Here is a 25,905-nt window from a genome sequence, read left to right on the forward strand (position 1 = left end):
GAGCCTCGAAATATGGAAGGTTGCCCCGGGGAGCAGATATTGGTCGGGTTCCATATAAGGAGTTGGAGACGTCAGTTCAAAGGCTTTTGTATGTTATAAGATCACATTGGATTGCGGAGAGGCGATTTGGCCGCATAGTCACGACAGCGTCGACATATCGAAGCGGTCGACATCTTCAAGCAGTTCGACGAGACCTTTGACAGCGTGCGAGATCAGCCGTTCACCCTTCTCCGCCGTTGCGACGCCGGCATTGCCGGCGACGCCTTGTGCGCTCAGATCGGACATTTTCCAGCCGAAAGCGTGAGGGCCGTAGGCGCGCAGATGTTTGAAGCCCTTGATAAACTCGGATTGGCGCGATGGGAAATTCGCCGCCTTCGACATGTCCACCTTCTCCGGATGCAGGGCGAGCATGACCGATGTCTCGATATCGCCGCCGTGAATGTCGATGGCTTTGTCGTCCGGCGAGATCAGCCCCTCCGGCACGCCGAAACGCGTCCAGCTGGTGGCGACCGCCAGCATGTCGAAGCGCACGCGCGCTTCGGTCGCCACGATGGTCATCAGCGGCGAGTTGCCGCCATGGGCGTTCAGCATGACGAATTTGCGAATGCCGAGATTGTTCATCTGCTCGGCAATGCCGAGCCACCGCCGAACAGCTTCGTCAAAAGCCAGCGTCCGCGTACCGACGACATCCATATGCTCGATGGAATAGCCAACCGGCTCGACGGCGAGAAAGGTGACCGGCAGGTTTGCAGGCAAGGCAACCTTGAGACGCGACACGATTCCTTCCGCGATGAGCGCATCGGTTTCGAACGGCAAATGTGGGCCGTGTTGCTCATAGGCGCCAAGTGGCAGTACGGCGATCCATTTTCTTCGCTCTTCAGGCGTCAATGTTTCATCATTGTCATCGAAACATGGCAAAGGATGCGCCATCTGAGGGTGTACCTCTTGTTTATGTCAGTAACCTGCGCAATGTCATAGCGTGATGACTTAGCGGCGAAAAGGTCAACGGAATCACGATGGGCAAAAAGAACAAGGTCGGGAAGAAAAGTAAGTCAGGTAAGAAGAAGGATCACCGGGACTACACGCTTGCCGATCTGTCGCCGGCCTTGACGCAGGCGGCGCGGTCCATGCGCACGGTGATGACGCGCAGCCTGACGGCGAGCGGCCTCTATGCCGGACAGGACGGTGTCATTCTTGCGCTCGCGGCAAGCGATGGTCTTCCGGCCGGTACGCTGGCCCATAAGCTCGGCGTCAAGGCGCCGACGATGACGCGCACGATCGGCCGCATGGAGGCGCAAGGCTTTGTCGAACGGCGGCCGGATGCCGACGATGCCCGCCTGACCAAGGTCTATCTGACCGAAGCAGGGCGAAACAGCGTCAGCGAAATCGAAAGTTCGGCGGCAAGCTGCGATGAGCTTGCGACCCGCGGCTTCTCGGAAAAAGACATCCGCTCGCTTGTGCGCCTGCTCAAGACGATCGAGCATAATCTCCAGGCCGGAGATGACGATGAGGATGAAGACGAATTCTGAGAATCCTTGAGAATTCGTGTTGCGCGGCGTGATTAAAGCTTTTAATTAAAGATTTTAAATTCCGAAATCGTAAAACGATCGGAATATGTTACGGCTGCGTTTCACGGGGAGGGCGCGCGTGGCGCAAAAGATAAAGCTTTCTACAATTGCGGAAACGCTGGGCATTTCAACGGCAACGGTATCTCTGGCCTTACGCGACAGCCCATTGGTTGCGGTCAATACCCGCGAGAAGATCAAAGACCAGGCCCGCGCGCTGGGCTATATCTACAATCGCCGCGCGGCGAGCCTGAGGACATCCCGATCGGGCATCATCGGTGTCGTCGTACATGACATCATGAACCCCTTCTATGGGGAAATCCTGAAGGCGATCGAAAGCGAACTCGATCGCAGCCGTCACACCTTCATCCTTTCCAATCACTATGATTCCGTCGAAAAGCAGCGGACCTTCATCGAGACGCTGCTGCAGCTCGGCGGTGACGGCGTCATCATGTCGCCGGCGATCGGGACGCCGCCGGAAGATTTCGAGCTGGCGGAAGAAAACGGCATGCCGGCCATTCTCGTCGCGCGACAGATCGAAGCGCTGGATCTGCCGACCTTTCGCGGCGACGACAGCTACGGGATCTCGCTTGCGACCAATCACCTGATCAGCCTTGGCCACCGCTCCATTGCCATGATCGGCGGCACCGATCAGACTTCGACGGGGCGCGACCGCTATCAGGGCTATGTGAATGCGCTGCGCAAGGCTGCTATCGAGGTCGATCCCAATCTGCGCATTCCCGGCGCACGTTCCAAGCAGGGCGGCTTCGAGGCGGCGGTGCATTTCCTGTCGCTGCCGCAGAAGCCGACGGCGGCCGTCTGCTGGAATGACCTGGTCGCCATCGGGCTGATGAACGGCATTTCGCGCGCCGGCCTCGTTCCCGGGCGAGACATTTCGGTCACCGGCTATGACGATCTGGAGGAGGCGGCGATCGCAACGCCGGCGCTGACCACCGTCTGGAACGGTCAGGCCGAGGTCGGAAGGCTTGCAGCGCGCGCGCTTTTGGATAGGCTGGCGGGAAGCCATGAACCGGACGGTATTCATCTGATCAAGCCGGAAATGCGCATCCGCCAATCGACGGCGCCTTATAAAGCTCGCTAGCAGCGGTTCGGCGCCGAACTGTCTCTCAAGAGGAAAGATCCATGTCCGATAGTCGCATCGCCGTCCTCGTTCCGGGGAAGATACACCCGCGTGTCCTCGAAAGGCTCGGAAAACAGTTCGATATCGTTTCCGTCGAACGCGATGGTGGTCCGAAGGTTGATGCGGAAACCGCAGCCCGCATCCGCGGCGTTGCCGTTGCAGGCAGCTTCGATGCCGCGTGGATCGATGCCTTTCCTAATCTCGAAGTCATCGCCAATTTCGGGGTCGGCTATGACGGGATCGACGTCAAGCATGCCGCCTCGAAGGGGATCGTGGTTACCAATACGCCTGACGTCCTGAACGACGAGGTCGCCGATACCGCGGTCGCCTTGCTCTTGAACACGCTGCGGCAGTTTCCGAAGGCGGAGACCTGGCTGCGCGAGGGGCGCTGGGCAAAGGAGGGAGCCTTCCCGCTCTCGCCCTTTTCCATGAAGGGACGCCGCATCGGCATCAACGGTCTCGGCCGTATCGGCCTGGAGATCGCGAGAAGGCTGGAGCCGTTCAAGGTGAAGATCGGCTATCACACCCGCACGCCGCGCGATTCGCTGCCTTACGATTACTATCCGACGCTGCTGGAGATGGCGCAATCGGTGGATACGCTGATTTCCATCGTGCCGAAGACGCCCGAGACGCACAAAGTCATCAACGCCGAGATCCTGTCGGCGCTCGGGCCGCAGGGCGTGTTCATCAACGTCGGCCGCGGCTGGTCCGTGGATGACGACGCGCTGATAACAGCCCTCGGCAACGGCACGCTGGGAGCTGCCGGTCTCGACGTCTTCTACGACGAACCGAATGTCCCCACAGGCTATCTCTCGCTGCCGAATGTTTCCCTGCTGCCACATGTGGCCTCGGCCTCGGTGCCGACGCGCGATGCCATGGCCGATCTCGTTGCCGATAACATCATCGCATGGTTCGCTGAGGGTGAGCCTGTGACGCCGGTGCCGGAAACGCCAGTCAAACCGCGACGCTGATCAGACGGCTTTTTGCTGATACGGAGCGGCCGCAGGTCGCTCTTTGCCAGCTGCGTAATCGCGCACCGCATCGCCGAAGGCGGTGAAGAGCTTCAATGATGGGGAATCCGTCTCCGCCCAATATTCCGGGTGCCATTGCACGCCGACGGCAAAGGCCTTGGCGCCGATAACGGAGACGGCCTCGATCGTGCCGTCTTCCGCGAGTGCCTCCACCTGCAGTTTCGGCGCCGTATCGGCGATCGCCTGGCGATGCAGCGAATTGACACGCACTTCACCCGATCCAACGACACGGGCGATGCAGGAGCCTTCCTTGACGAAAACGCTCTGGCGGATCGAATACATCGTATCGCGATCGACATTCGGCGGCTTGCGGTGATCCCAGATGCCCGGCTGGTCCTGGATTTCGCTGGCAAGCGTGCCGCCAAGCGCAACATTCAGCTCCTGAATGCCGCGGCAGATGGCGAGCATCGGGATGGCGCGGTCGATCGCGCGGCGGATGAGTGGCAGCGATGTCGCGTCGCGCGCCGGGTCGAAAGGACCGTCGCTATCCTTTGCCTCTTTTCCATAGAGGGATGGATGCACGTTGGTCGCCGAACCGGAAACGAGCAGCCCGTCCACCCGGTCGAGAATGGCGTCGGCATCATTGTCGTCCTCAAGTGCGGGAACGATGAGTGCCATCAATCCCGCCGCTTTGACCGCCGCGCGGACATATTGCAGCTGCACCGCATGCCAGCTGGTGCCATCGAACTCGCGGATATCGGCGGGAATGGCGATGATCGGTCTGGACATTCGAGGCTCCGGCAAGGGCGAAACGGTTGTATGGTAGGACCTCTGGACGATCATGATGTCAATCCAAAGGCTGTTATCCACGTCACGAATCTACGCGAAGACGGCGCAGGCAGCAACGTGCAGCGGCGTCCATAAGGCTTTGTTTCCCTTCGTCATGCGGATGTACAGGAATCGCCATAATGCGGTGCAAGAGAGCTAACTTGAAAGACTGGCGGCGGCGTGGTTAGTTCCATCGCTTGCGCCGTGACGGGGAGCGTGCCGCTCCTCTGCAATGCCGTCCGTATGGGAGAATTCGATGGATCGCCGTTCCTTCATCAGGCGGGCAGGAGCCGTTGGCGCAGGTGCCGCTTCTGCGCTTGCGACCCCGGCCCTTGCCCAGGAATATCCGAAGATCACCTGGAAGATGACCTCCTCCTTCCCCAAGAGCCTGGACACGATCTATGGCGGCGCGGAGGATATTGCCGCGCATGTTTCAGACGCGACCAACGGCAATTTCCTCATCCAGACCTATGAGGCCGGTGAGATCATTCCCGGCGCACAGGCGGCCGATGCGGTCAGCGCCGGCGCCGTCGATGCCGCGCACACCTGCTCCTATTATTTCTGGCAAAAGGATCCGACCTATGCCATCGGCACGGCGCTGCCCTTCGGCCTCAATGCCCGGCTGACCAATGCCTGGTTCTACCAGGGCAACGGCAACAAGCTGATGAACGAATTCTATGCCACACAGGGCATCTTGGGGCTTCCCGCAGGTAACACCGGCGCGCAGATGGGCGGCTGGTTTCGCAAGGAAATCAATACGCTCGACGATCTCAAGGGTCTGAAAATGCGCATTGCCGGTCTGGCCGGCAAGGTGATCGAGAAGATCGGAGTCGTGCCGCAGCAGGATATCGCGGTCAACGGCGTCTACGATGCGCTGAGCAAGGGCACCGTGGATGCGGCCGAATGGGTCGGACCCTATGACGACCTGAAGCTCGGGCTGCAAAAGATCGCGAAGTATTATTATTATCCTGGCTGGTGGGAGGGCGGCGCCGTGGTGCATGCCTTTTTCAACCTGGAAAAATGGAATGCCCTGCCGAAGCCTTATCAGACAATTCTCGGCGATGCATGCGCCTTCGCCAACACCAACATGCTGGCGAAATACGACGTCAAAAATCCGCAGGCGCTGAAGGAAATCGTGACACAAGGCGTGACGCTCAGGCCCTTCAGCCAGGAGATCATGGAGGCCTGTTTCCAGGCAGCCGGCGCGCTCTATGCCGATCTCTCGAAATCCAATGATTATTTCAAGCGCATTTACGAGGACCAGGTCGCCTACAAGAAGGATGCCTATCTGTGGATGCAGCTTTCCGAGTATACCTTCGATACCTTCATGATGATCCAACAGCGGGCAGGCAAGCTGTAATTGTATTTCATAAGTCTTCGGCGATATATCGTTTCCTTTATTAGTGGTCTAACATCATATCAACGTGAACGTGTACCGAGAATCATTATGCCAGCGTGATGCTGGACACAGTCGAGCTTCCATTTAAACTGCCGCTTTGAGTGAAAAATCTTTCCAGACGGGCTCAGTTCGGGCAAGTAAATTTTAAAGGGTTTCCACTACGGTGTCCGCCGCATCAGGGGAAGTCTGAATGAAGCCTCCAAGCCCGGACACCGTGCCGACGGATATTTATCTGTCGTTTGTCAGTTCGCTTTTCGGAAACCGGAAAACGCTCGTTACAGGCGTATTCGTTCATATCCTCATATATGTCCTCGTTTTTCTGAGCACAGATGCCGGCATCTATCTGGCCTTTTGCGTGGCGTTTGCCGTCGTCTTCGGCTTACGGATCAATTTTTTCCGGCAGTTCGACGCAGCCGACAAGAATGGCTTTACGCGCGCCGATATAGCCAGCTGGGAAACGCGCTATGTTGTCGGCGCCGCGGCCACCGCCGCCATTCTTGGCATCGGAAGCGGCTATGCCATCCTCATCCTGCGCGATCCGCTGGCGGAATTCATCTGCGTCGCCGTCACCATGGGGTCCATGGTGTCGATCGTCGGCCGTAACTACGGCTCACCTCGTGCGGTCGATCTTCAGATTCTGGCCTGCTGCGTGCCGATTGTCATCGCCTGCCTGTTGTCGCAGGAACTCTACAAGGGAATCGCCTCCCTCATGCTCATCCCGTTCGGGCTGACGACGCGTGCGATGGCAAATGGCATGCGCGAATTCCTCTACAGGAACATTGTCGCCTCCCGCGAGATATCGTTGATGGCCGACAGGTTCGACACCGCGCTCAACAACATGCCCCACGGGCTGTTCATGCTGGACGCCCAAAACCGGATTCTGGTCGTCAATCGCAAAGCCTGCGAGCTCCTAAATTTCGCTGATCCGCAGCGGCTCAAGGACTGCGAATTCGACGTCGTTCTACGTTATGGCGCCCGTCACGCCTTCATCGACGGATCGCTTCCCGGGCTCATTCAGCGGCAGTTGGCCCAACTCGTCAGCGGCACGCTTTCCCGAACTCTCATTCAATTCAATGAGGATCAGTTTCTGGAATTTTCGGCGAGCCGGCGTGCCGATGGGATCGTCATTCTGATCTTTGAAGACGTGACGGTGCGTATTCGCGCTGAACGCAAGATCCTGCATATGGTGCGGTACGACCCTTTGACCGGGCTACCGAACCGTGAATATTTCGTGGACCAGATCAAGGAAAGGCTGGCTGCGCGCAACCGGGAAAGCCGCATCGGCATCCTTGTTCTGGATATCGACGATTTCAAACACGTCAACGATATCAAGGGGCATGTTGCCGGGGACCGTCTGCTGGTTGCCGTAGCCGAGCGTTTGAAAGCGCTTGCCGGCACGACAGCGCTTGTCGCTCGTCTCGTCGGCGATCAATTCGTGCTATTCTTTCCGAATGAGGACGATGTTCCGGATATCGATGGCCGCATCCGCGCCCTGCATGCGGCAATGGCCGGCACCTATGATGCGGAGGACAGCAGCTTTCGGGTTTCCGTCAGTGGCGGGTATATGACCATGCCAGGCCGGGAATTTCGCCCAGAGGAGTGGCAGATCAAGGTCGATCTCGCGCTCTTCGAGGCAAAATCACGGATGAAGGGCGGCTGCAGCGCTTTCGAGCAGGAGATGGACGCACGCTATGTCGAGCGGCAGACGCTGAAGGACGACCTGCGCGAGGCGGTGGAGGCCGGCAGGCTTCAAGCCGTCTACCAACCGATGTACACGCCGGATGGCTCGCGCATCGAATGCTGCGAGGCGCTCGCGCGCTGGATTCACCCGGAAAAGGGCTCAATTCCGCCTGATCTCTTCGTGCAGCTTGCCGAGGAGATGGGCATCGTTGCCGGCATCACCCGCTTCATGGTCGATCGTGCTTGCCGCGATTGCGTTTCATGGCCTGCGCCACTCGCCGTTTCAGTCAATCTCTCGGCGCAGGATCTGCGCAATGACGAGATTGTCAAAATCGTGATCGCGGCGCTCGAGACGTCGGGACTTGAGCCCTCCCGCCTGCATCTCGAAGTTACCGAAAGCTGCCTGATGGACGAGGTAGCAACCGTCCGCTCCATTCTCGCGGATTTCCGCGCTAGGGGTATCACGATTGCGATCGACGATTTCGGAACGGGATTTTCCAGCCTCAGTTACCTCGATACGCTGCCGGTGGATGTCGTGAAGATCGACCGGTCTTTCGTTCGCGACATCACGACGGACAGCCGCCGTTTCAAGCTGCTATGCGGCATCGTCGATCTTTCCCGCGCCCTCAGCCTGCATGTCGTGATCGAAGGTGTCGAGACGCTGGAGCAACTGGCATTGGTCGTCGAGCGGAACTTGGCGGATATCATCCAGGGCTATGTATTTTCCCCTCCGATAGCCCCAGAGCAAGTCGCCGAGAAGGTCGCCAGCCTCGATAGACGGCAGCTGGGAGCCGGCAGGCTCTTCTCGCCCGAGACCGTCCGATAGTTGGCGGCGGCGCTGCAGTCCCCTGGCATTTGGAATCCTCCGGCAATTCGATCGGCCCGCACCACCTGCGACCTTCTCGTGCATTGCATTTTTCCTCGCTTTGTGTAACGCCTCGGTAGAGGAAAATTGGTTGCGGTATCTCTCTTATAAGATATTGCACCTTTTGAGGATGAACTCCGGCCGGCAGTCTAGATCGTCTGTCTGGGGAGAGGATTGAGGGGAGATTTCTGAATGGCCGAACATCACACTGGACCTGCTGAAGTGGGTGCTCCCATGGACTACAAGGAGCATGAGAAGACCTACAATCTTTTCATCTCGGGCGCCAAAGTTGGGTCTGCGATCGTTGCGGCCCTATTGATCGCCATGGCGGCCGGTTTCTTCGGTCATGCCGGCTTTCTCGGCGGCGTCCTGATATTCATCGTTCTGACCATCGCCAGCGTCGTCCTGTTGCGCTGATATAACAGCGCTGACAGATGGCGGGCCGATCTCCCGCGCTTTCCCATGATTCTGCAGGCTACAGCGCCGCCGCATGCAGGAGCGGCGCCGTCTGATGCGAGGTGTCGTCGTTGAGCAATCTGGTTTTCGTGGCCAAGGAAAGCGTGGCGGAGGAGACGCGTGTTGCGGCGTCCGTCGAGACGGTAAAGAAGATGAGGAGCCTCGGTTTCGATGTCGTGATCGAGGCTGGTGCGGGTGTTTTGTCGCGCGTCCCGGATGCCGAATATGAAGCTGCCGGAGCCCGCATCGGCTCCGTCAAGGATGCCAAGGCGGCGGATGTCGTGCTCAAGGTCCGGCGGCCGACGACCAGAGAAATCGCCGGCTACAAGAGCGGCGCGATCATTATCGCTATCATGGATCCCTATGGCAATGAGGCAGCGCTTGCCGCGATGGCGCGCGCGGGGTTGACGGGTTTCGCCATGGAGTTGATGCCGCGCATCACCCGTGCGCAGTCGATGGACGTCCTGTCGTCGCAAGCAAACCTCGCCGGCTATCAAGCCGTCATCGAGGCCGCAGCCGTCTATGATCGGGCGCTGCCGATGATGATGACGGCGGCGGGGACGGTGCCGGCGGCGAAAGTGTTCGTCATGGGGGCAGGGGTTGCCGGCCTGCAGGCGATCGCGACCGCGCGGCGTCTCGGCGCACAGGTCTCGGCGACCGATGTTCGTCCGGCTGCGAAGGAACAGGTCGCCTCGCTCGGAGCAAAATTCATTGCCGTCGAGGACGAGGAATTCAAGGCGGCGGAGACCGCCGGCGGCTATGCCAAGGAAATGTCGAAGGAGTATCAAGCCAAGCAGGCTGCTCTCGTTGCCGATCATATCGCCAAACAGGACATTATCATCACCACGGCGCTGATCCCCGGCCGGCCGGCGCCGCGCCTCATCAGCCGCGACATGCTGAAGGCGATGCGCCCAGGTGCGGTTGCCGTCGATCTCGCGGTCGAGCGCGGTGGCAATATCGAGGGCGCCGAGTATGGCAAGGTCGCCGAGGTCGAAGGCGTCCGGGTGGTCGGCTATCCCAACATGGCCGGCCGGATCGCGGCCAGCGCATCGGCTCTCTATGCGAAGAACCTCGTGGCCTTTCTGGAGACGATGGTCGACAAGGATACGAAGAGCCTCGCCGTCAACCGGACCGATGAACTGATCAAGGCGACGATGCTGACCGATGGCGGCGAGGTCGTGAACCCGAACTTCGTCGATCCCGACCAGCCGACGATCAAGAAGGGAGATCTCTGAGATGGCCAGTCAAGCGATGGACCAGGCACTGCAGCAACTGCATGATGCCGTTAACGCCGTCACGACCGCTGCAGCGCAGGCCCCGGAGACTGTGAGCGCGGCAACAGGTGGGGCAATCGATCCCTTCGTCTTCCAGTTCGCGATTTTCGTGCTGGCGATCTTCGTCGGCTACTATGTCGTATGGTCGGTGACGCCGGCCCTGCATACGCCGCTGATGGCGGTGACGAACGCCATCTCCTCGGTCATCGTCGTCGGTGCGCTGCTGGCCGTGGGCATCTCCGCGAGCGGTCTCGCCACCGGCTTCGGTTTCGTGGCGCTGGTTCTCGTTTCGGTCAATATCGTCGGCGGCTTCCTTGTCACCCAGCGCATGCTGGCGATGTACAAGAAGAAGGACAAGTGAGAGCGGCATGCTGAGCAATATCGCGGCTTTCCTCTATCTCGTCTCCGGTGTGCTCTTCATCCTGGCGCTGCGCGGCCTGTCGCATCCGGCCACCAGCCGGCGCGGCAATCTCTACGGCATGATCGGCATGGGCATTGCCATCGCCACCACGCTAGTGCTGGCGACGCCATCCTTCGGCGGCTTCGTGCTGATCATCCTTGGCCTTGCCATCGGCGGCGGAGCGGGTGCCTATATCGCGCGCGTCATTCCGATGACCTCGATGCCGCAGCTCGTGGCAGGTTTCCATTCGCTGGTCGGTCTTGCGGCTGTCCTCGTCGCCGCTTCGGCGCTCTATACGCCATCCTCCTTCGGTATCGGCGAGATCGGGTACATTCACACCGAGGCTCGCATCGAGATGGCGATCGGTGTAGCGATCGGCGCGCTCACCTTCACCGGTTCGATCATCGCCTTCCTGAAACTCGACGGGCGCATGTCCGGCAAGCCGATCCTGCTGCCGAACCGGCATGTCATCAATGCTGCTCTGCTCGTACTCATCGTGTTCTTCATCATCAGCCTGGCGGCGAGCGAGAGCCATTTCGCTTTCTGGGCTGTCGTGCTGCTGTCGCTGGCGCTGGGCGTACTTTTGATCGTGCCGATCGGCGGCGCCGATATGCCCGTCGTCGTGTCGATGCTGAACTCCTATTCTGGCTGGGCCGCGGCCGGCATCGGCTTCACGCTCGGTAATCTCGCGCTCATCATCACCGGCGCGCTTGTCGGATCCTCGGGTGCGATCCTGTCCTACATCATGTGCAAGGGCATGAACCGCTCCTTCATCTCTGTCATTCTCGGTGGTTTCGGCGGTGAGACGGCCTCGGGCGAAGCTAATAATTCCGACAAGACCGTGAAGCTCGGCTCGGCCGAGGATGCCGCCTATCTGATGGCGAATGCCTCCAAGGTCATCATCGTGCCCGGCTACGGCATGGCGGTGGCGCAGGCCCAGCATGCGCTGCGCGAAATGGCTGACAGGCTGAAGGCACATGGCGTCGAGGTCAAATATGCCATTCATCCCGTTGCCGGCCGCATGCCGGGCCATATGAATGTGCTGCTCGCCGAAGCCAACGTGCCCTATGATGAAGTCTTCGAGCTCGAGGACATCAATTCGGAATTCGCTCAGGCCGATGTCGCCTACGTCATCGGCGCCAACGACGTCACCAATCCGGCGGCGCGCGACGATAAGACCTCGCCGATCTACGGCATGCCGATCCTCGATGTCGACAAGGCGAAGACCTGCCTTTTCGTCAAGCGTTCGCTGGGCTCCGGCTATGCCGGCATCGACAACACGCTGTTCTATAAGGATGGCACGATGATGCTTCTGGGCGACGCCAAGAAGGTGACCGAGGACATCGTCAAGGCAATGAACGAGTAGGCTGCCGCTGCACCCGCAAGGGCGGTTTCCGCTCTTAGAGCAACTCTGCTTTTCTTCGAATCGCGAAAACGCTCTATCTTCTTGTTTTTACGCAGTTCCGGACGCAAAACCGCTTCGCACTTTTGCTGGAACTGCTCTTAGGTCCTTTGACGCTCCATCATGTTGCGCGGTGCAGTCAGTATCCAGACAAGTCCGGCCGGACGGAAATCGACCTCGACATGGCCGCTGAAGGATGCCGCGGCATGCGTTTTCGTGACGGTGGTGCCGAAGCCGGTCACGCTGGGCGGTTTGACTTTGGGACCGCCGGTTTCGCTCCAGGCGAAGCGGATCATGGTGCCGGTTTCAGCGACTTCGTTCGTCCATTCGATGGTGATCTTGCCGTCCGGTGCGGAAAGCGCGCCATATTTGACCGAATTGGTGGCAAGCTCGTGCAGGATCAGGCCGAGATTCTGCACCGCCTCCGGCTTCAAGAGGAAGTCGTTGCCGAGGACGTCGAGCTGCTGAGGTCCCTGCAGGAAGGTCGCTAGATGAATGTCGATCACGCGGCGCAGCGACACGCCGGACCATTGTTCGCTGGTCAGGACCTCGATCGAGCGTGCCAGGCCTTCCAGGCGGTCGGCGACCGCTCGCTGGAAGGTATCGACGCTATCCGTCTGCCGTGCGAGCTGGCGTGTCATCGCCTGGGCGAGTGCCAACAGATTCTTGGTGCGATGGACAAGCTCGTGCATGACGAAATGCAGCCGATCCTCCGTGACGCTGCGGTCGAAGGATGCGTTGGAAAGCGCAATGGCCACCTGGTTTGCCTCGATAACGCTGGTGTCAACGGGCGACACGATTTCGCCTCGACCCATGCGGTCTGCCATGTCGGCTATGCTCTGGATGGTCGTGCGCACCTGGCGCGCCAGCGCATAGACGGCGATCAGCGCGATCAGCAGCAGCGTCACCCCGCCATAGATCAGGAATCGCCAGGTGCTCATCAGCGACTGCTGCGCGGACGCGATCGGTCCCCAGACGACGGCCTTCCAGGACCAGCCGGAGATTTGCGCATAGCCGAGCACCGCATTCGGGAGGGTCTTTTCATCCTGGTAGACACCGCTGGATGCGATCAGTTTCGGCAGAATATCCTTGTTGAACGTGTCTCCCGGAGCAAGGGTCGTCGGGCCGCCAGCGGCAACGACATGGCCGGATTTATCGACAACCGCTGCGGACCAGCCGGGCGGCAGGGCTTGCGTCGTCACGAGCTTGGCGAGCTCGTCGGCATCCTGGGTGACAGCTAAAGCGGCGCCGGCTGGCGAATGTTCGAGGGGCAGGGTGACGTTATAGACCCAGCGGCGGGCGTTGGTTCCCATGAAGACGTCGGATGCCTCGATGCGGCCGGAGTTCAGCGCCGATTGCAGCGCTGCAATGTTACCGGTCTTGCCGAGCGGTTTTCCAAACGGCCAGCGGGTATTCAGCCGAAGCTGGCCATCCTTTTCCATGAGCAGCACGAAGAGCGAATCGGTGCGCAGGACCGTTTCCGTGCGGGCGAAGAAGGTGGCAATGTCGTTGCGTTCGAGTTCCGGCGAGGAAGACAGGAGACGCAATGTCGTCGCCATGTCCTGCAATTGGCGATCGATGACGCGCGAAAGCGCCTGCGCATCCTGAACGGTATCCCCCTTCAGCACATCGCGCTCATTATTTTCGAGCTGAACCAGAAGCAGCGCGACGAAGGCGAGAATGGGCAAGGCAATCGCCAGAGCGATTGCGATCAGATAGGCACCAATCGACGCTTTCGGAAAATGCGGCTTTCTCATGAAGCGATCAACCGATCGTGCCTCGATGAGGATACGACGCGCCGGCAAACGCAAATAGAATGGTATTGGTCATCATGCCAAGCGCCCCCGTGCCCCGATCCGAGCGACATGCTCCAGAAGCGCCATGTTAGGGCTCGGTAATTTTCCTTGCAACATCTGAAAAGTCATTATTGCGAAATCGTAAGCGATCTCGGGTATTTACGACTGTGGCAACGCATCCCTGCAGTTGCGCTGACCGCCTCATTCTCAAGCTAGGAAAAGCGAGAGAGCCGGAACGGCGCAAGCTCGCGCGCTTCGCTGCCATCGACGATTTCCTGCGCCGCGAGCAGGCCGACGAGCGGTGCGAGCGTAACGCCGGAATGCAGAACTGCGAGGTAGAGGCCGGGTGCCCCACCGATATTGCCGAGGATCGGTAGGCCGTCCTTCGGCGTCGGGCGATAACCGACGGTGTGGAAATCGAGCTCCAGCGCCTCGCCGCCTTTCAATGTTGCTCTGACCTTGGCGAAGAGCGCGTCGGCAGCCGCTTGAGGATTATCGCCGGGATCGGTGCCGCCGAAGTCGCCGCCGGCTATGATTCGTCCTTCTGCCGTTTGGCGCAGATGCAGTTCCGGCGCCATCACCAAACCATTCAACATTTTCCCTACGGGTCGAGAATGGACGATGAGCCCCGGAGGTGTTTCAAGCGGTACGAGAATATCCGCCGAGGCGGCAAGTGCTGCCGTGCCTGCACCGGCAGCCAGAACGACATGATCGGCGTGCATCGGCCCTTCGCTTGTTTCGATGCCGACGATCCGCTCGCCCTGCCTCAGCAGACCTTTGACTTCGACACTGGATGATAGGATCGCTCCCCGACGGCGGGCATCTTCCAGCAGCAGGTTGGCGGCGGCAACGGGTTCGACCGCGCCTTCTTCCGCGACGTGCAGAGCATAGTCGGGCGGATTGGCCAGATTCGGTTCGAGCATCGCACTCGTCGCCCGGTTGACCGGCTGTATGCCATAGCCCCAGCCATGGTGCTGCGCCGCATAGGCATCCAACTCCGGCTCGGGAAGATCCCAGCTGAGGCCGCCGCACCAGGATAGAGGGATGTCAGGCAGATCTGCCTTCAGTCTCGACCACTCGGCCATCGAACGGTGCCGGACACGGAAGTAGAATTCCGGATTGCCCCAGCTGGCATTGATCCAGGCGAAGGAGTTCGGGGTGGCAACGCCGCCGATCTTCTGTGCGACCACCGTTACCGATGCGTCCCTCCGGCTCAGATGCCAGGCGATGGAAGCCCCGATGATGCCGGCGCCGATGACGATGATTTTCTGCGGGGAGGGCATGTCTTTGTCTCGCTTGAACGGATGAGCCCGAGACTACAGCATGTCGCGCAAAAGTGTGCAGCGGTTTTGCGATAACGACATGCGCAAAATCGAAGACCAGGGCAAAGAAAAGCCGCCGGGCAGGGATTGCCGGCGGCTGGATATCTTTACTGCGATATGCCCCGTGTCAGGCGCCGGCGCCGACACGTGCCAGACCGTCTCTGGCCGGCTGATAGTTGGGATCGAGATTGACCGCATGCTGATAGGAGCGGCGGGCCTTCGCCTTGTCGCCTTTTCGCTCATAGACGAATGCCTGGTTTGCCCAGGATTCGGCGAGTTTGTTGTTCAGCTCGATCGCATGGTTGAAATCGGCAAACGCGTTGTCGTCGTCGTTCTGCGCAAGATAGGAGATGCCGCGGCTGTTGTAAGGCTCCGGCGAGTTCGGCGACAGCGAGATCGCCTTGGAGAAATCGTCGATCGCCTTATCCTGCTGATTGCGCTTCTGGTAGATCACGCCACGGCCGTTATAGGCGCGGCCGTCCGTCGTCCCGAGGCTGATGGCCTTCGAATAATCGTTGAAGGCGTCGTTGTCGCGGCCGGACTGACGGTAGAGGTTGCCGCGGCCGATATAGGCGACGTCGTAGTTCGAGTTGATCTGCAGCGCCGCATTATAGTCCGCGACCGCTTCCGGCAGCTTGCCCATGTTGCGATAGATGAGCGCGCGGTTGGCATAGGCCTGGTAGAACTTCGGATTGAGCTGGATCGCCTGATTGAAGTCGGCAAGAGCGCGATTGAAATCGCCGCCACGGCCATAGGCTGTGCCGCGCACATTGTAGCCTTCCGGATCCTGCGGATTGGCATTGATGACAGATGTCAGCGAGGCGATATTTTCGGACGAACCCTGCGCCTTGTCGATCTGGATCACATTATCGGTCGTAGCCGTCTGGCAGCCGGAAAGGCTGATCGCGGCAAGTATCGCCAAAGCAGGCAGCACCGCGGCGCACTTCGAAACGGGTAAAGAGAGGTTCGAAGTGCGGAACTTTACGGAAGTCGTCATTGCCATTATCGGGTTCGCTTTCCCCATGCGTCATATCAGGCTGTTCTGATTTAATCCGATTTGCGTAGAGAATAAATCAAAAAGGCGGCGGCGAACGACTCGCCCCCGCCACACATGCATCTGAAAACGTCGAAAAAACGGCGATTACTTGGCAACAAGGCCTTCGCGCTGAGCGCGCTTGCGAGCAAGCTTGCGAACGCGACGAACAGCTTCAGCCTTCTCGCGAGCACGCTTCTGCGACGGCTTTTCATAGTAGTCGCGCATCTTCATTTCGCGGAAAATACCTTCGCGCTGCATCTTCTTCTTGAGAGCGCGGAGAGCCTGGTCGACATTGTTATCGCGGACAAGTACCTGCACGAGAATCACGTTCCTTTGGTTTGGTTGATGCCAGCGGCGACGGCAGCGCCAGGAGGCAAAAATATAACGTTCGCGCGGCCACAGCCTTGCGATTGGGAGGCGGGATAGCAGATCGGTTTGTCAAAGTCTAGCCAGATCGTGAGTTTGCAGAGGAAAAAGCTAGTTGTCGAGGGCTGAATTGAGTTGGTTACGGCGTTTCGGCTACAGGATGTGGGCTTGAAACTGCGCATTTTTGACGCGACGCCGCCTGCGTGGAACTTCATGATGTGGATCATTGCGAAAGAGGCGGTAGCCATGATTCCATGGTTGCCGATTGCAGAGGGGAGCACTTTATGAATTCACGTAGTCTCACAGCAGGGTTTGTAGCGCCCGTGCTCACTGCAATGCTTGTCGCTGTCGTTCTGGCTGTAACGTTCTTGCCCGCCGGAGCCAGTGAGGTGCGCTTCGGCAAGAATGTTCGGGTCGGTGGCAACGATTTCTCGAACCAGACTTTCGACCGCAAGCACCGTGCGAAAATCTATCTTTACAACCAGAAGCCGCGCAGGGAAGGATGCGTCTGGCGCCGCGACGGCCATGGTGGTCGGGTGAAGATTTGTCGCCTGCAGCGCAAGTAGAGGTGGGGGTTCATGAGTGATAAGACAATGCCGAGCAGCGTTCGATATTCCGAACGGCTCACATATGCCGCTATGGCGATCATTTTTATAAATCAGATGGTGAATTGGGATAGGACGAGCAAACATTTTGCCGAAGCGCCGCTTGCCTTTACCCTTTTGCAAATCGCGTTCCTTTGCATTCAAATTTTTTGGGTTTGGCTGGTTGTTCGCAAGCGCACCAACTGGGCACGCTGGATGACGCTTGCCGCGCAATTCGCCATGATGTTTGTAATCGGTTTTTCCTTCGGCTTCATCGCCTTCAAAGGCAATCCCGAAGGTACAACATTGGAACTCGTTTTTCTGATCCTATCGACATCGTTTTATCTACTGGCCGCGTGTCTTCTTTTTACGCGTGACGCAACACCGTGGTTTATGTCTAAGCCAGCGTGAAGTTTGCCACATATACGCTGGTGTTTAACAAGCTCGACGTTGTCATTGGGTCATTCTTTTTAACCGTGTCGAAAGACGGTGCTGAATGCGTCGCAAAAGAGCCGTTGTGTCGGTTTTGGATTTGCGATTTGTATGCCCCATAAAGATGGGCGTCTTGCCTGAAGGAGTTGAGGGCGAATGCGTAAATACTCGGTTTTTGCCGTGGCACGGGAAGCGATGCGGGCTCACAAGGGCTGGGAGGCTCAATGGACCTCGCCGGAGCCGCGCAAGGAGTATGACGTCATCATCGTCGGCGCCGGCGGTCATGGCCTGGGTGCGGCCTACTATCTCGCCAAGGAGCACGGCATCACCAATGTCGCGGTGATCGAAAAGGGCTGGCTCGGCGGCGGCAATACCGGCCGCAACACGACCATCATCCGCTCGAACTATCTCTATGAAGAGAGCATGCACATCTACGAGCATTCGATGAAGCTCTGGGAAGGGCTGTCTCAGGATCTCAATTACAATGTCATGTATTCGCCGCGCGGCGTGATGATGCTGTCGCACAATGTGCATGATCAGCAGTCCTTCAAGCGGCATATCCATGCCAATCGTCTGTATGGCATCGACAATGAATGGCTGACGCCCGAGCAAGCCAAGGCATATTGCCCGCCGCTCGATATTTCGAAGACGGCGCGCTATCCGATCAACGGTGCCGCCCTGCAGCGTCGCGGCGGCACGGCGCGTCACGATGCGGTCGCTTGGGGCTTTGCGCGCGCCGCTTCCGATCGCGGCGTGCACATCATCCAGAATTGCGAAGTGACCGGCATTCGCCGCGGGCCTGATGGCCGCGTCACCGGCGTCGACACGAGCAAGGGCTTCATCGGTGCCAAGAAGGTCGGCGTTTCCGCAGCCGGCCACACCACCGTCGTCATGCAGATGGCCGGCGTGCGCGTGCCGCTGCAATCGAGCCCGCTGCAGGCGTTGGTCTCCGAGCCGCTGAAGCCGATCTTCCCCTGCGTCGTCATGTCGAACACGGTGCATGCCTATATCTCGCAGTCCGACAAGGGCGAGCTCGTCATCGGCGCCGGCACGGATCAGTATAATTCATACAGCCAGACCGGCGGCCTGCAGATCATCACCCATACGCTGGATGCGATTTGCGAACTGTTCCCGATGTTCCGTCGCGTGAAGATGATGCGCTCCTGGGGCGGCATCGTCGACAATACGCCGGATCGTTCGGCAATCCAGTCGAAGACGCCGGTACCCGGGCTCTATGTGAATTGCGGCTGGGGCACCGGTGGTTTCAAGGCGACACCGGGTTCGGCCAATCTTTTTGCCCATCTGATTGCCCGCGACGAGCCGCATAAGTTCAATGCCGGCCTGACGCTGGATCGCTTCCGCACTGGCCGTCTGATCGATGAGGCGGCGGCAGCCGCCGTGGCACACTGATGTCGGCCGCGGTCGGGATCGTTCTTGCCGCAGGGCTTTCCCTGCCGGTCGGAGCGGTCGCGACCGAAGTCAGCGATCTTATTCCGGGGGTCAAGGATTTTCGCATGCAGGTGATCCACAAGGCAAAGGATGAGGCCGACTGGCCCTTCGTGGCCGAAAGCGGTGTGATTGCCTGCGCCAAGGTCTTGAACACGCCGGCGGTTTATTTCGTGCCAGACCAGACGCCCGAGGCCACCAGGGCATTTGCGATCGACACCGATCTGCTGGGCATGAGCCTCGTCAATCTGGGGATGACCAATGTGCTGAAGCCCTATGGATCGCTGGAGGCGCTGCTGAAGCGCATAACACCTTTCGTCATCATGGGGCGGCAGCTTTGCGCGCAGCCTCCCGGCACAAGCCTTACAGGCTCCGAGCTTTAACACAGGTAGAAAACAATGCTGCTGATTTACTGCCCCTATTGCGAGGAAGAGCGTTCGGAACTCGAATTCCGCAACGCCGGCGACGCGCATATCGTGCGGCCGGCCAATATTGCCGGGATCTCGGACGAAGAATTCGAGGAATATTTCTTCCTGCGCGACAACCCGAAGGGGCTGATCTTCGAGCGCTGGCGGCACATCCATGGCTGCGGCCGCTTCTTCAATGCGGCGCGCGATACGGTGAGCGATCATTTCTACCGAACCTACAAGGCCGGTGAACCGAAGCCGGATCCGGCGACACTCAAGCCCGGCGCGGCCGAACCGGTGACGCAGCAACAGAACGAACAAGAAAAGATGGCACCAACAGAGGGATTTGCTGAATGAGCGGCGCCAATCGTATCGCGGGCAAGGGGCGTTTGACGCCGGCCAGAACCGCTCGCTTCACTTTTGACGGCAAGACCTATACCGCGCTTGAGGGCGATACCGTCGCCTCGGCGCTGCTTGCCAACGGCGTTCATCTCGTCGGCAGGTCCTTCAAGTATCACCGCCCGCGCGGTATCCTCTCGGCTGGAGCCGAAGAGCCGAACGCACTGCTCGATATCGCGCGCGATGCGGCGCGGCGACAGCCGAACGTACGTGCCAGCGTGCAGGAAGTTTTCGACGGCATGAAGGCTCAGTCGCAGAACCGCTGGCCGTCGCTCGCCTTCGATATCGGTGGCGTCAACAATCTGATGTCGCCCTTCTTTGCCGCCGGCTTCTACTACAAGACCTTCATGTGGCCGAAGTCGGCCTGGAAGCATATTTACGAGCCCTTCATCCGCCGTGCCGCCGGTCTCGGTGTTGCGCCGACGGAAGAGGATCCGGATCACTATGCCGGCCGTTACGCCCATTGCGACGTTCTTGTCGTCGGTGCCGGTGTCGCCGGTCTTTCCGCGGCGCTCGCGGCGGCTGAAACCGGCGCCAAGGTCATCCTCTGTGACGAACAGCCGGATGTCGGCGGCGCGCTCCGCTTCGATACCGGCATCAAGATCGATGGCGCCGAAGGGTACGAGTGGGCGCAGGCTACCGTCGCCAAGCTCAAGGCGATGCCGAATGTCCAGGTGCTGACCCGCACGACCGCCTTCGGCTATTACAACCATAATTTCTTCGGCCTTGCCGAACGCGTGACCGACCATCTGGCCAAACCCGGCCGCGACTTGCCGCGCGAGCGCCTATGGCAGGTCCGTGCCAAGCGCGCCATCCTGGCGACAGGCGCGATCGAACGGCACATGGTGTTTCCGAACAATGATCGTCCGGGCATCATGCTCGCTTCGGCTGCGCGTGCCTATCTCAACCACTATGGCGTCGCCGTCGGAGCGAAGATCGGCATCTACACGGCGCATGATTCGGCCTATGAGGCCGCCTTCGATCTGAAGCGCGCCGGCGTTTCCATCGCTGTCATCGTCGACAGCCGTGCGCGTCCCGGCGAGGCGGTTCTCGCCGAAGCAAAGCGGCTCGGCATCGAGGTGCTGACCGACTATGCCGTCGTCGATACATCAGGCAAGCTGCGCGTCGCCTCCATGACCGTCTCGCGCAACGGCAGCTCCGCAACCCGCAAGATCCCGGTGGATGCGTTGCTGGTTTCGGCGGGCTGGACGCCCTCCGTTCATCTCTTTTCGCAATCGCGCGGCAAGCTGAAATTCGATACCGAGAAGCAGCGCTTCCTGCCGGGTACCTATGTTCAGGATTGCCTTTCGGTCGGCGCCTGCAACGGCACGGATGGGCTGCAAGCCGCGATCGAGGAATCGCTTGCCGCCGGTGAGCTGATGGCACGTGCCACGGGCAGCACCAATGGTGGTGAGAAGATTCAGCTCCAGGCCGAGCAGGCCTTCGAATGGACAGGCGGCATGATCGGTGCTGCCGAAGGTGCGGGACCGGATACGAATGCCAAGGCTTTCGTTGATTTCCAGCACGATGTCTGCGCCAAGGATATTCGTCTTGCCGTGCGCGAAGGCATGCATTCAATCGAGCACATCAAGCGCTTCACCACCAACGGCATGGCGTCCGACCAGGGCAAACTATCCAACATGCATGGCCTGGCGATCGCTGCCGAAATGCTCGGCAAGGATATTCCGCAGGTCGGTCTCACCACCTTCCGCGCGCCCTATACGCCCGTTACCTACGGCACGCTGATCAGCCATTCGCGCGGGGCTCTCTTTGATCCCGCCCGCAAGACGCCGATGCATGCCTGGGAAGAGGCGCATGGCGCGATCTTCGAGGATGTCGGCAATTGGAAGCGCGCCTGGTTCTATCCGCGTGCCGGCGAGACCATGCATCAGGCCGTCAATCGCGAATGCCGTACGGCGCGCGAAGTGGCCGGCGTGTTCGATGCCTCCACCCTCGGCAAGATCGAAGTGGTCGGGCCGGATGCGGCGGAATTCCTAAACCTCCTCTACACCAACGCCTGGGATACGCTGAAGCCCGGCCGCTGCCGCTACGGCATCATGACCCGCGAGGACGGCTTCGTCTATGACGATGGCGTCGTCGGGCGCCTTGCCGAGGATCGCTTCCATGTGACGACCACGACGGGCGGCGCGCCGCGCGTGCTGCATCATATGGAAGACTATCTGCAGACCGAATTCCCGCACCTGAAGGTGTGGCTGACCTCGACCACCGAGCAATGGGCTGTTATCGCCGTGCAGGGTCCGAAGGCACGCGAGATCATCGAGCCACTCGTCGAGGGCCAGGATCTTTCCAACGAGGCCTTCCCGCATATGAGCGTGGCCGAGTGCAAGGTCTGTGGCGTGCCGGCCCGGCTGTTCCGCGTCTCCTTCACCGGTGAAGTCGGCTACGAAATCAACGTGCCGGCCGATTACGGCCAGTCGGTTTGGGAAGCCGTCTGGGCTCGTGCTGAGCCGCTGGGCGCCTGCGCCTACGGAACAGAGACCATGCACGTGCTGCGCGCCGAGAAGGGCTATATCATCGTCGGCCAAGATACCGACGGTACGGTGACACCTGACGATGCCGGCCTTGCCTGGGCCGTTTCCAAGAAGAAGACCGATTTCGTCGGTATTCGCGGCCTGAAACGGCAGGATCTGGTCAAGGAAGGCCGCAAGCAGCTCGTCGGTCTCGTCACCCGCGATCCGAAGGTGGTGCTGGAGGAGGGCGCACAGATCGTTGCCGATCCGAATGAGCCGAAACCGATGACCATGCTCGGCCATGTCACCTCTTCCTATTGGTCCGAAAATCTCGGCCGCTCCATCGCCTTCGCGCTGGTCGCCGGCGGGCGTGAGCGCATGGGCAAGACGCTCTATGTGCCGATGCCCGACAAGACGATTGCCGTCGAGGTGACGGATCTGGTGTTCTTTGACAAGGAAGGAGGCCGGATCAATGGCTGATCTCGCTACCCGCAAACTGCCGCTCGCCGGCCGCCACGGCGGTTCCTCGACCGTCCGGCTGACGCCAGCCGCTCCTGCAAGCCGTATTTCGCTGCGCGCGCCTGCGGATTCAGTCCATGGTCTTTCGCAGGCACTCGGCCTTCAGCTGCCGATCCGCCCGAAGACCTCGGCCAGTGCCAATGGCCGTCATGCCCTGTGGCTCGGTCCGGACGAATGGCTCGTTATCGATGAAAACGGTGCCGAGCTGGTCGGCGTGGCTGCATCGTCCGGCGTGCTGCATTCGGCGACCGATGTCTCACATCGCAATACCGCGGTCATCATCTCCGGTCCCGGCGCGGAAGCAACGCTTGCCGCCGGCTGCCCGCAGGATGTTTCGCTGAGCGCATTCCCCGTCGGCGCTTGCTCGCGCACGCTGCTCGGCAAGGCGGAAGTGGTGATCTTGCGGCTCGACGAGGAGACATTCCGCGTCGAGGTCTGGCGCTCCTTCTCCGACTATGCTTTCGGCCTTCTCGCCGAAGGTGCGGAGGATGCGGGTCTTTAACCCTCTTCGGGCCGATCCTTCGGGTCAAACTGCGATATGGTCGTCCATGTCGCAGTCAACGCCGGCTTACGTTCGTTTTCGATCTCGACAGTCACGTCATAGGTCAGCATCAGCATATTGGCGCCGCGCAGCCGGGCTTCGGCGAGCGTAAAACGGCCGCGCACCCGCGCTCCGCACTTGACCGGCGACATGAAGCGGATCTTTTCGAAGCCGTAGTTGATGCCCATGATCTGTTCGCGGATTTTTGGCAGAGCGCTGTAGTTCATTGCCGAGAGCAGCGAAAGTGTCAGGAAGCCGTGGGCAATCGTGCCGCCATAGGGCGTTTCCGCCTTGGCGCGCTCGGGATCGACGTGGATGAATTGGTGATCGAGCGTCGCATCGGCAAAGGTGTCGATCATCGTCTGGTCGACGGCAATCCAGTCGGAGACGCCGATCTCCGTTCCCGCAAGCTTCATGATCTCAACAAGCGAAATTTCGCCGGGCATGCCATCCTCGTCAGTCTGTGTCGTCAAAACTCTTTCTGGCGAATCGAGACTGAAAGTGCAACCGCGATCAGTTTTCCAGAAGGAATGCGACGGAGCGGGCGGATATGGTGATTTGCCCGCCGGCTAGGGTTTCGCCTGTCGTCGTCAGCTGGGACCAGCCGCCGCTTTCGGAAACCGGCAATGTAACGGCGCGTTCGTCTGCGGCGCGATTGAAGACCAGGGCGAGCCGCGTCGAGCGGTCCGTCGCACGATCCGCTGTCTGTAGCGCCATGCCGAGCACGGCCGCTCCCGGCGCCTCCCAATCCGGTACCGTCATCGGCGTCCCTGCGCTTGAGAACCAAAGCACGTCGCCATCGCCGCGGAAGAAATTCATGTCCCCAAAGGCCGTGAAGCGGCGGCGGAGGCCGGCAAGCCAGGCGGTATGGCCGATCAGTTCCTCGTCCAGCAGCTTCCAGTCCACCCAGGTGATGGCATTGTCCTGGCAATAGGCATTGTTGTTGCCCTGCTGGCTGCGTCCGCCTTCATCGCCCGCGGTCAGCATGATCGTGCCACGCGCGGCAAAGAGTGTCGACAGCATGGCTTCGATATCGGCGCGGCGCTTGGATTGGATCGCCTGATCGTCCGTTTTTCCTTCGACGCCGTTGTTCCAGGAGAAGTTTTCGTTGTGGCCGTCGCGATTGTTTTCGCCATTGGCCTCATTGTGCTTGTTCTCGTAGGAAACGAGATCCATCAGCGTGAAGCCGTCATGGGCGGCGAGGAAGTTGACGCTGCGCGTCTGCGTGCGCCCGTCGCGACCGAAGATGGAGGAGGAGCCGGCAAGGATCGTTGCCAGATCGCCGATGCCGGCATTGCCGCGCCAGAAGCGGCGCAGGTCGTCGCGGGCGCGGTCGTTCCATTCGAGGAAAGGTGCTGGGAAATTCCCGAGCTGATAGCCCCCGGGGCCGATGTCCCAGGGTTCGGCGATCATGATGCGATCCTGCAGCACTTCGTCCGCCAGCATGGTGCGGAGCGTCATGCTTTCCGGATCGAAGCCCTTGCCGTTGCGTCCTAGCACGGTGGCGAGATCGAAGCGGAAGCCGTCGATGCCGGCATTCCGCACAAAATGGCTGAGGCTGTCGATGATGAGGTTGCGCGTTGCCGGCTGATCGCAGGCGACGGTGTTTCCCGTGCCGGTATCGTTGACCAGCGTTCCGGGCTGGTCCGGCAAATGGCGGAAATAAGTGGGATTGTCGATGCCGCGCAGGGATAGCGTCGGGCCCTGGCGGTCGCTCTCGCCGGTATGATTGAAGACGAGATCGAGGATGACCGCGATGCCTTCGGCGTGAAGGGCAGCGACCGTCTCACGCAATTCCTTCATGCCGCCGGGCACAAGACGCGGGTCGAGCGCCATGAAGGCGACGGGATTGTAACCCCAGCCATTGGTGAGGCCGAGCGGCGGCAGATGTCGTTCGTCGATCCATGCGGTGATCGGCATCAACTCGACGGCGTTCACCTGCAGGCGCTTGAGATGCGCGATGATGGAGGGATGGGCGAGGGCGCCGAGCGTGCCGCGCTGCATCGCCGGCACGTCGGGATGCAGCATGGTGAAGGGCTTCACGGCGATTTCATAGATCAGGCCGCCCGGCTGAAACAAAGGCTTGGCTCGCTTTACCGCGATATCGCGCGAGACGATCGCCTTGGGCATCAGATCCTGCGTGTTCGCACCGAAGATACCGAGGCGCGGATCATAACGAAACGGCCCGTCTATTTCCTTGGCGTAGGGGTCAACCAGCAGTTTGGAGGGGTCGAACCACAGGCCTTGGTCGGGATCGTATGAACCATGGGCTCGCAGGCCGTAGCGCGTGCCTTCCCCGGCATCTCTAACAAAGAGTCGATGCTCGTCGCCGTCGCGTGCGAGCGGAAGCCGCGCGATTTCCTTGTGGCCCTCACCGTCGAACAGACAGAGGTCTATTTGCTCGGCATGCCTGGAATAGACGGCAAATTCAACACCCGAGTCGGTGAGGGTCGCGCCAAGGCTGCGGGTTGTCGGTTCTGACATGTCTCGCGGGCTTTCCGGATCGCTGGAGATTGTTCCCTCTCCCCGCCTGCCGGGAGAAGGCTAGGGTGAGGGGCAGAGCGTTCGGCATATTATGCAGTCGCGGTGAATTTCGAGAAGGCCC

General features: G+C 60.0%; 24 protein-coding genes. 16 read left to right on the forward strand and 8 right to left on the reverse strand.

The features are described 5' to 3' along the window. Positions 1 to 138 precede the first annotated feature (138 nt). On the reverse strand, positions 139 to 930 hold the full coding sequence (locus tag AC13QE_RS23565; protein ID WP_488485490.1) for a creatininase family protein: 792 nt from the start codon (positions 928 to 930) through the stop codon (positions 139 to 141). 86 nt (positions 931 to 1,016) lie between these two features. Here AC13QE_RS23565 and AC13QE_RS23570 point away from each other — a divergent pair, with 86 nt between their 5' ends. The 3 genes from AC13QE_RS23570 (at position 1,017) to AC13QE_RS23580 (ending at position 3,677) form a co-directional block, all read left to right on the forward strand. Next, on the forward strand, positions 1,017 to 1,529 hold the full coding sequence (locus AC13QE_RS23570) for a MarR family winged helix-turn-helix transcriptional regulator (protein ID WP_132717572.1): 513 nt from the start codon (positions 1,017 to 1,019) through the stop codon (positions 1,527 to 1,529). Between the two features lie 118 nt (positions 1,530 to 1,647). Continuing rightward, on the forward strand, positions 1,648 to 2,667 hold the full coding sequence (locus AC13QE_RS23575; RefSeq protein ID WP_112335169.1) for a LacI family DNA-binding transcriptional regulator: 1,020 nt from the start codon (positions 1,648 to 1,650) through the stop codon (positions 2,665 to 2,667). Between the two features lie 41 nt (positions 2,668 to 2,708). Then, positions 2,709 to 3,677, forward strand: a complete 969-nt coding sequence (locus tag AC13QE_RS23580) for a 2-hydroxyacid dehydrogenase (RefSeq protein ID WP_488485491.1) — start codon at positions 2,709 to 2,711, stop codon at positions 3,675 to 3,677. Here AC13QE_RS23580 and AC13QE_RS23585 read toward each other — a convergent pair whose 3' ends face one another. After that, positions 3,678 to 4,466: a gamma-glutamyl-gamma-aminobutyrate hydrolase family protein gene (locus AC13QE_RS23585; RefSeq protein WP_488485492.1), complete on the reverse strand. Its 789-nt coding sequence runs from the start codon at positions 4,464 to 4,466 to the stop codon at positions 3,678 to 3,680. A 295-nt stretch (positions 4,467 to 4,761) separates the two neighbouring features. Between AC13QE_RS23585 and AC13QE_RS23590 the strand changes: the two genes are divergently transcribed. From AC13QE_RS23590 to AC13QE_RS23615, 6 genes are all read left to right on the forward strand, one after another. Next, on the forward strand, positions 4,762 to 5,865 hold the full coding sequence (locus AC13QE_RS23590) for a TRAP transporter substrate-binding protein (protein ID WP_488485493.1): 1,104 nt from the start codon (positions 4,762 to 4,764) through the stop codon (positions 5,863 to 5,865). A 229-nt stretch (positions 5,866 to 6,094) separates the two neighbouring features. Further along, the gene (locus AC13QE_RS23595; RefSeq protein ID WP_488485494.1) at positions 6,095 to 8,410 is read left to right on the forward strand and encodes a putative bifunctional diguanylate cyclase/phosphodiesterase; all 2,316 of its coding nucleotides are present in this window, start codon (positions 6,095 to 6,097) and stop codon (positions 8,408 to 8,410) included. 231 nt (positions 8,411 to 8,641) lie between these two features. Beyond that, positions 8,642 to 8,866: an aa3-type cytochrome c oxidase subunit IV gene (locus AC13QE_RS23600; RefSeq protein ID WP_041677669.1), complete on the forward strand. Its 225-nt coding sequence runs from the start codon at positions 8,642 to 8,644 to the stop codon at positions 8,864 to 8,866. A gap of 110 nt (positions 8,867 to 8,976) precedes the next feature. Then, positions 8,977 to 10,140 (forward strand): Re/Si-specific NAD(P)(+) transhydrogenase subunit alpha, encoded by a 1,164-nt coding sequence (locus AC13QE_RS23605; protein ID WP_488485495.1) that lies wholly within the window; start codon positions 8,977 to 8,979, stop codon positions 10,138 to 10,140. Between the two features lies 1 nt (position 10,141). Next, positions 10,142 to 10,540, forward strand: a complete 399-nt coding sequence (locus tag AC13QE_RS23610) for a proton-translocating transhydrogenase family protein (RefSeq protein WP_112400689.1) — start codon at positions 10,142 to 10,144, stop codon at positions 10,538 to 10,540. 10 nt (positions 10,541 to 10,550) lie between these two features. Further along, entirely contained in the window at positions 10,551 to 11,945 is a 1,395-nt protein-coding gene (locus AC13QE_RS23615) for an NAD(P)(+) transhydrogenase (Re/Si-specific) subunit beta (RefSeq protein WP_488485527.1), read from the forward strand. 137 nt (positions 11,946 to 12,082) lie between these two features. Here the strand turns inward: AC13QE_RS23615 and AC13QE_RS23620 are convergent, their stop codons facing one another. The 4 genes from AC13QE_RS23620 to rpsU form a co-directional block, all read right to left on the reverse strand. Next, positions 12,083 to 13,738, reverse strand: a complete 1,656-nt coding sequence (locus AC13QE_RS23620; protein ID WP_132717565.1) for a sensor histidine kinase — start codon at positions 13,736 to 13,738, stop codon at positions 12,083 to 12,085. A 251-nt stretch (positions 13,739 to 13,989) separates the two neighbouring features. Continuing rightward, complete coding sequence (locus tag AC13QE_RS23625; RefSeq protein ID WP_488485496.1) at positions 13,990 to 15,060, reverse strand: NAD(P)/FAD-dependent oxidoreductase; 1,071 nt, start codon at positions 15,058 to 15,060, stop codon at positions 13,990 to 13,992. A gap of 166 nt (positions 15,061 to 15,226) precedes the next feature. Further along, complete coding sequence (locus AC13QE_RS23630; RefSeq protein WP_488485497.1) at positions 15,227 to 16,096, reverse strand: tetratricopeptide repeat protein; 870 nt, start codon at positions 16,094 to 16,096, stop codon at positions 15,227 to 15,229. Between the two features lie 144 nt (positions 16,097 to 16,240). Then, positions 16,241 to 16,453 (reverse strand): 30S ribosomal protein S21, encoded by a 213-nt coding sequence (rpsU, locus tag AC13QE_RS23635; RefSeq protein ID WP_004117638.1) that lies wholly within the window; start codon positions 16,451 to 16,453, stop codon positions 16,241 to 16,243. Between the two features lie 332 nt (positions 16,454 to 16,785). Between rpsU and AC13QE_RS23640 the strand changes: the two genes are divergently transcribed. The 7 genes from AC13QE_RS23640 to AC13QE_RS23670 all read left to right on the forward strand — a co-directional run bounded on the left by AC13QE_RS23640 (position 16,786) and on the right by AC13QE_RS23670 (position 23,261). After that, positions 16,786 to 17,067, forward strand: coding sequence for a hypothetical protein (locus AC13QE_RS23640; protein WP_132717562.1), 282 nt, complete (start codon positions 16,786 to 16,788; stop codon positions 17,065 to 17,067). Positions 17,068 to 17,079: 12 nt separating this feature from the next. Beyond that, a complete protein-coding gene (locus AC13QE_RS23645) occupies positions 17,080 to 17,496 on the forward strand; it encodes a hypothetical protein (protein ID WP_488485498.1) in 417 nt (138 codons plus the stop codon). A 177-nt stretch (positions 17,497 to 17,673) separates the two neighbouring features. Further along, entirely contained in the window at positions 17,674 to 18,927 is a 1,254-nt protein-coding gene (locus AC13QE_RS23650; RefSeq protein ID WP_113230790.1) for a sarcosine oxidase subunit beta family protein, read from the forward strand. Further along, positions 18,927 to 19,346, forward strand: coding sequence for a hypothetical protein (locus tag AC13QE_RS23655; protein ID WP_132717559.1), 420 nt, complete (start codon positions 18,927 to 18,929; stop codon positions 19,344 to 19,346). Before AC13QE_RS23650 ends, AC13QE_RS23655 begins: the two co-directional genes overlap by 1 nt. Positions 19,347 to 19,361: 15 nt before the next feature. Continuing rightward, the gene (locus AC13QE_RS23660) at positions 19,362 to 19,727 is read left to right on the forward strand and encodes a sarcosine oxidase subunit delta (RefSeq protein ID WP_488485499.1); all 366 of its coding nucleotides are present in this window, start codon (positions 19,362 to 19,364) and stop codon (positions 19,725 to 19,727) included. Next, the gene (locus AC13QE_RS23665) at positions 19,724 to 22,720 is read left to right on the forward strand and encodes a sarcosine oxidase subunit alpha (protein WP_488485500.1); all 2,997 of its coding nucleotides are present in this window, start codon (positions 19,724 to 19,726) and stop codon (positions 22,718 to 22,720) included. The genes AC13QE_RS23660 and AC13QE_RS23665 overlap by 4 nt, the downstream gene beginning before the upstream one ends. Beyond that, positions 22,713 to 23,261 carry a sarcosine oxidase subunit gamma gene (locus tag AC13QE_RS23670; protein WP_132717557.1) on the forward strand — a complete coding sequence of 183 codons (549 nt, stop codon included), beginning with the start codon at positions 22,713 to 22,715 and terminating at the stop codon, positions 23,259 to 23,261. Before AC13QE_RS23665 ends, AC13QE_RS23670 begins: the two co-directional genes overlap by 8 nt. Here the strand turns inward: AC13QE_RS23670 and AC13QE_RS23675 are convergent. Both AC13QE_RS23675 and glgX read right to left on the reverse strand, forming a co-directional pair. Further along, complete coding sequence (locus AC13QE_RS23675) at positions 23,258 to 23,746, reverse strand: MaoC family dehydratase (protein ID WP_488485528.1); 489 nt, start codon at positions 23,744 to 23,746, stop codon at positions 23,258 to 23,260. The two genes, AC13QE_RS23670 and AC13QE_RS23675, sit on opposite strands and share 4 nt — an antisense overlap. Positions 23,747 to 23,813: 67 nt before the next feature. Next, the gene (glgX, locus tag AC13QE_RS23680; protein WP_488485501.1) at positions 23,814 to 25,784 is read right to left on the reverse strand and encodes a glycogen debranching protein GlgX; all 1,971 of its coding nucleotides are present in this window, start codon (positions 25,782 to 25,784) and stop codon (positions 23,814 to 23,816) included. Positions 25,785 to 25,905 lie beyond the last annotated feature (121 nt).

The organism is Martinezella sp. CNPSo 3957 (assembly GCF_057784395.1).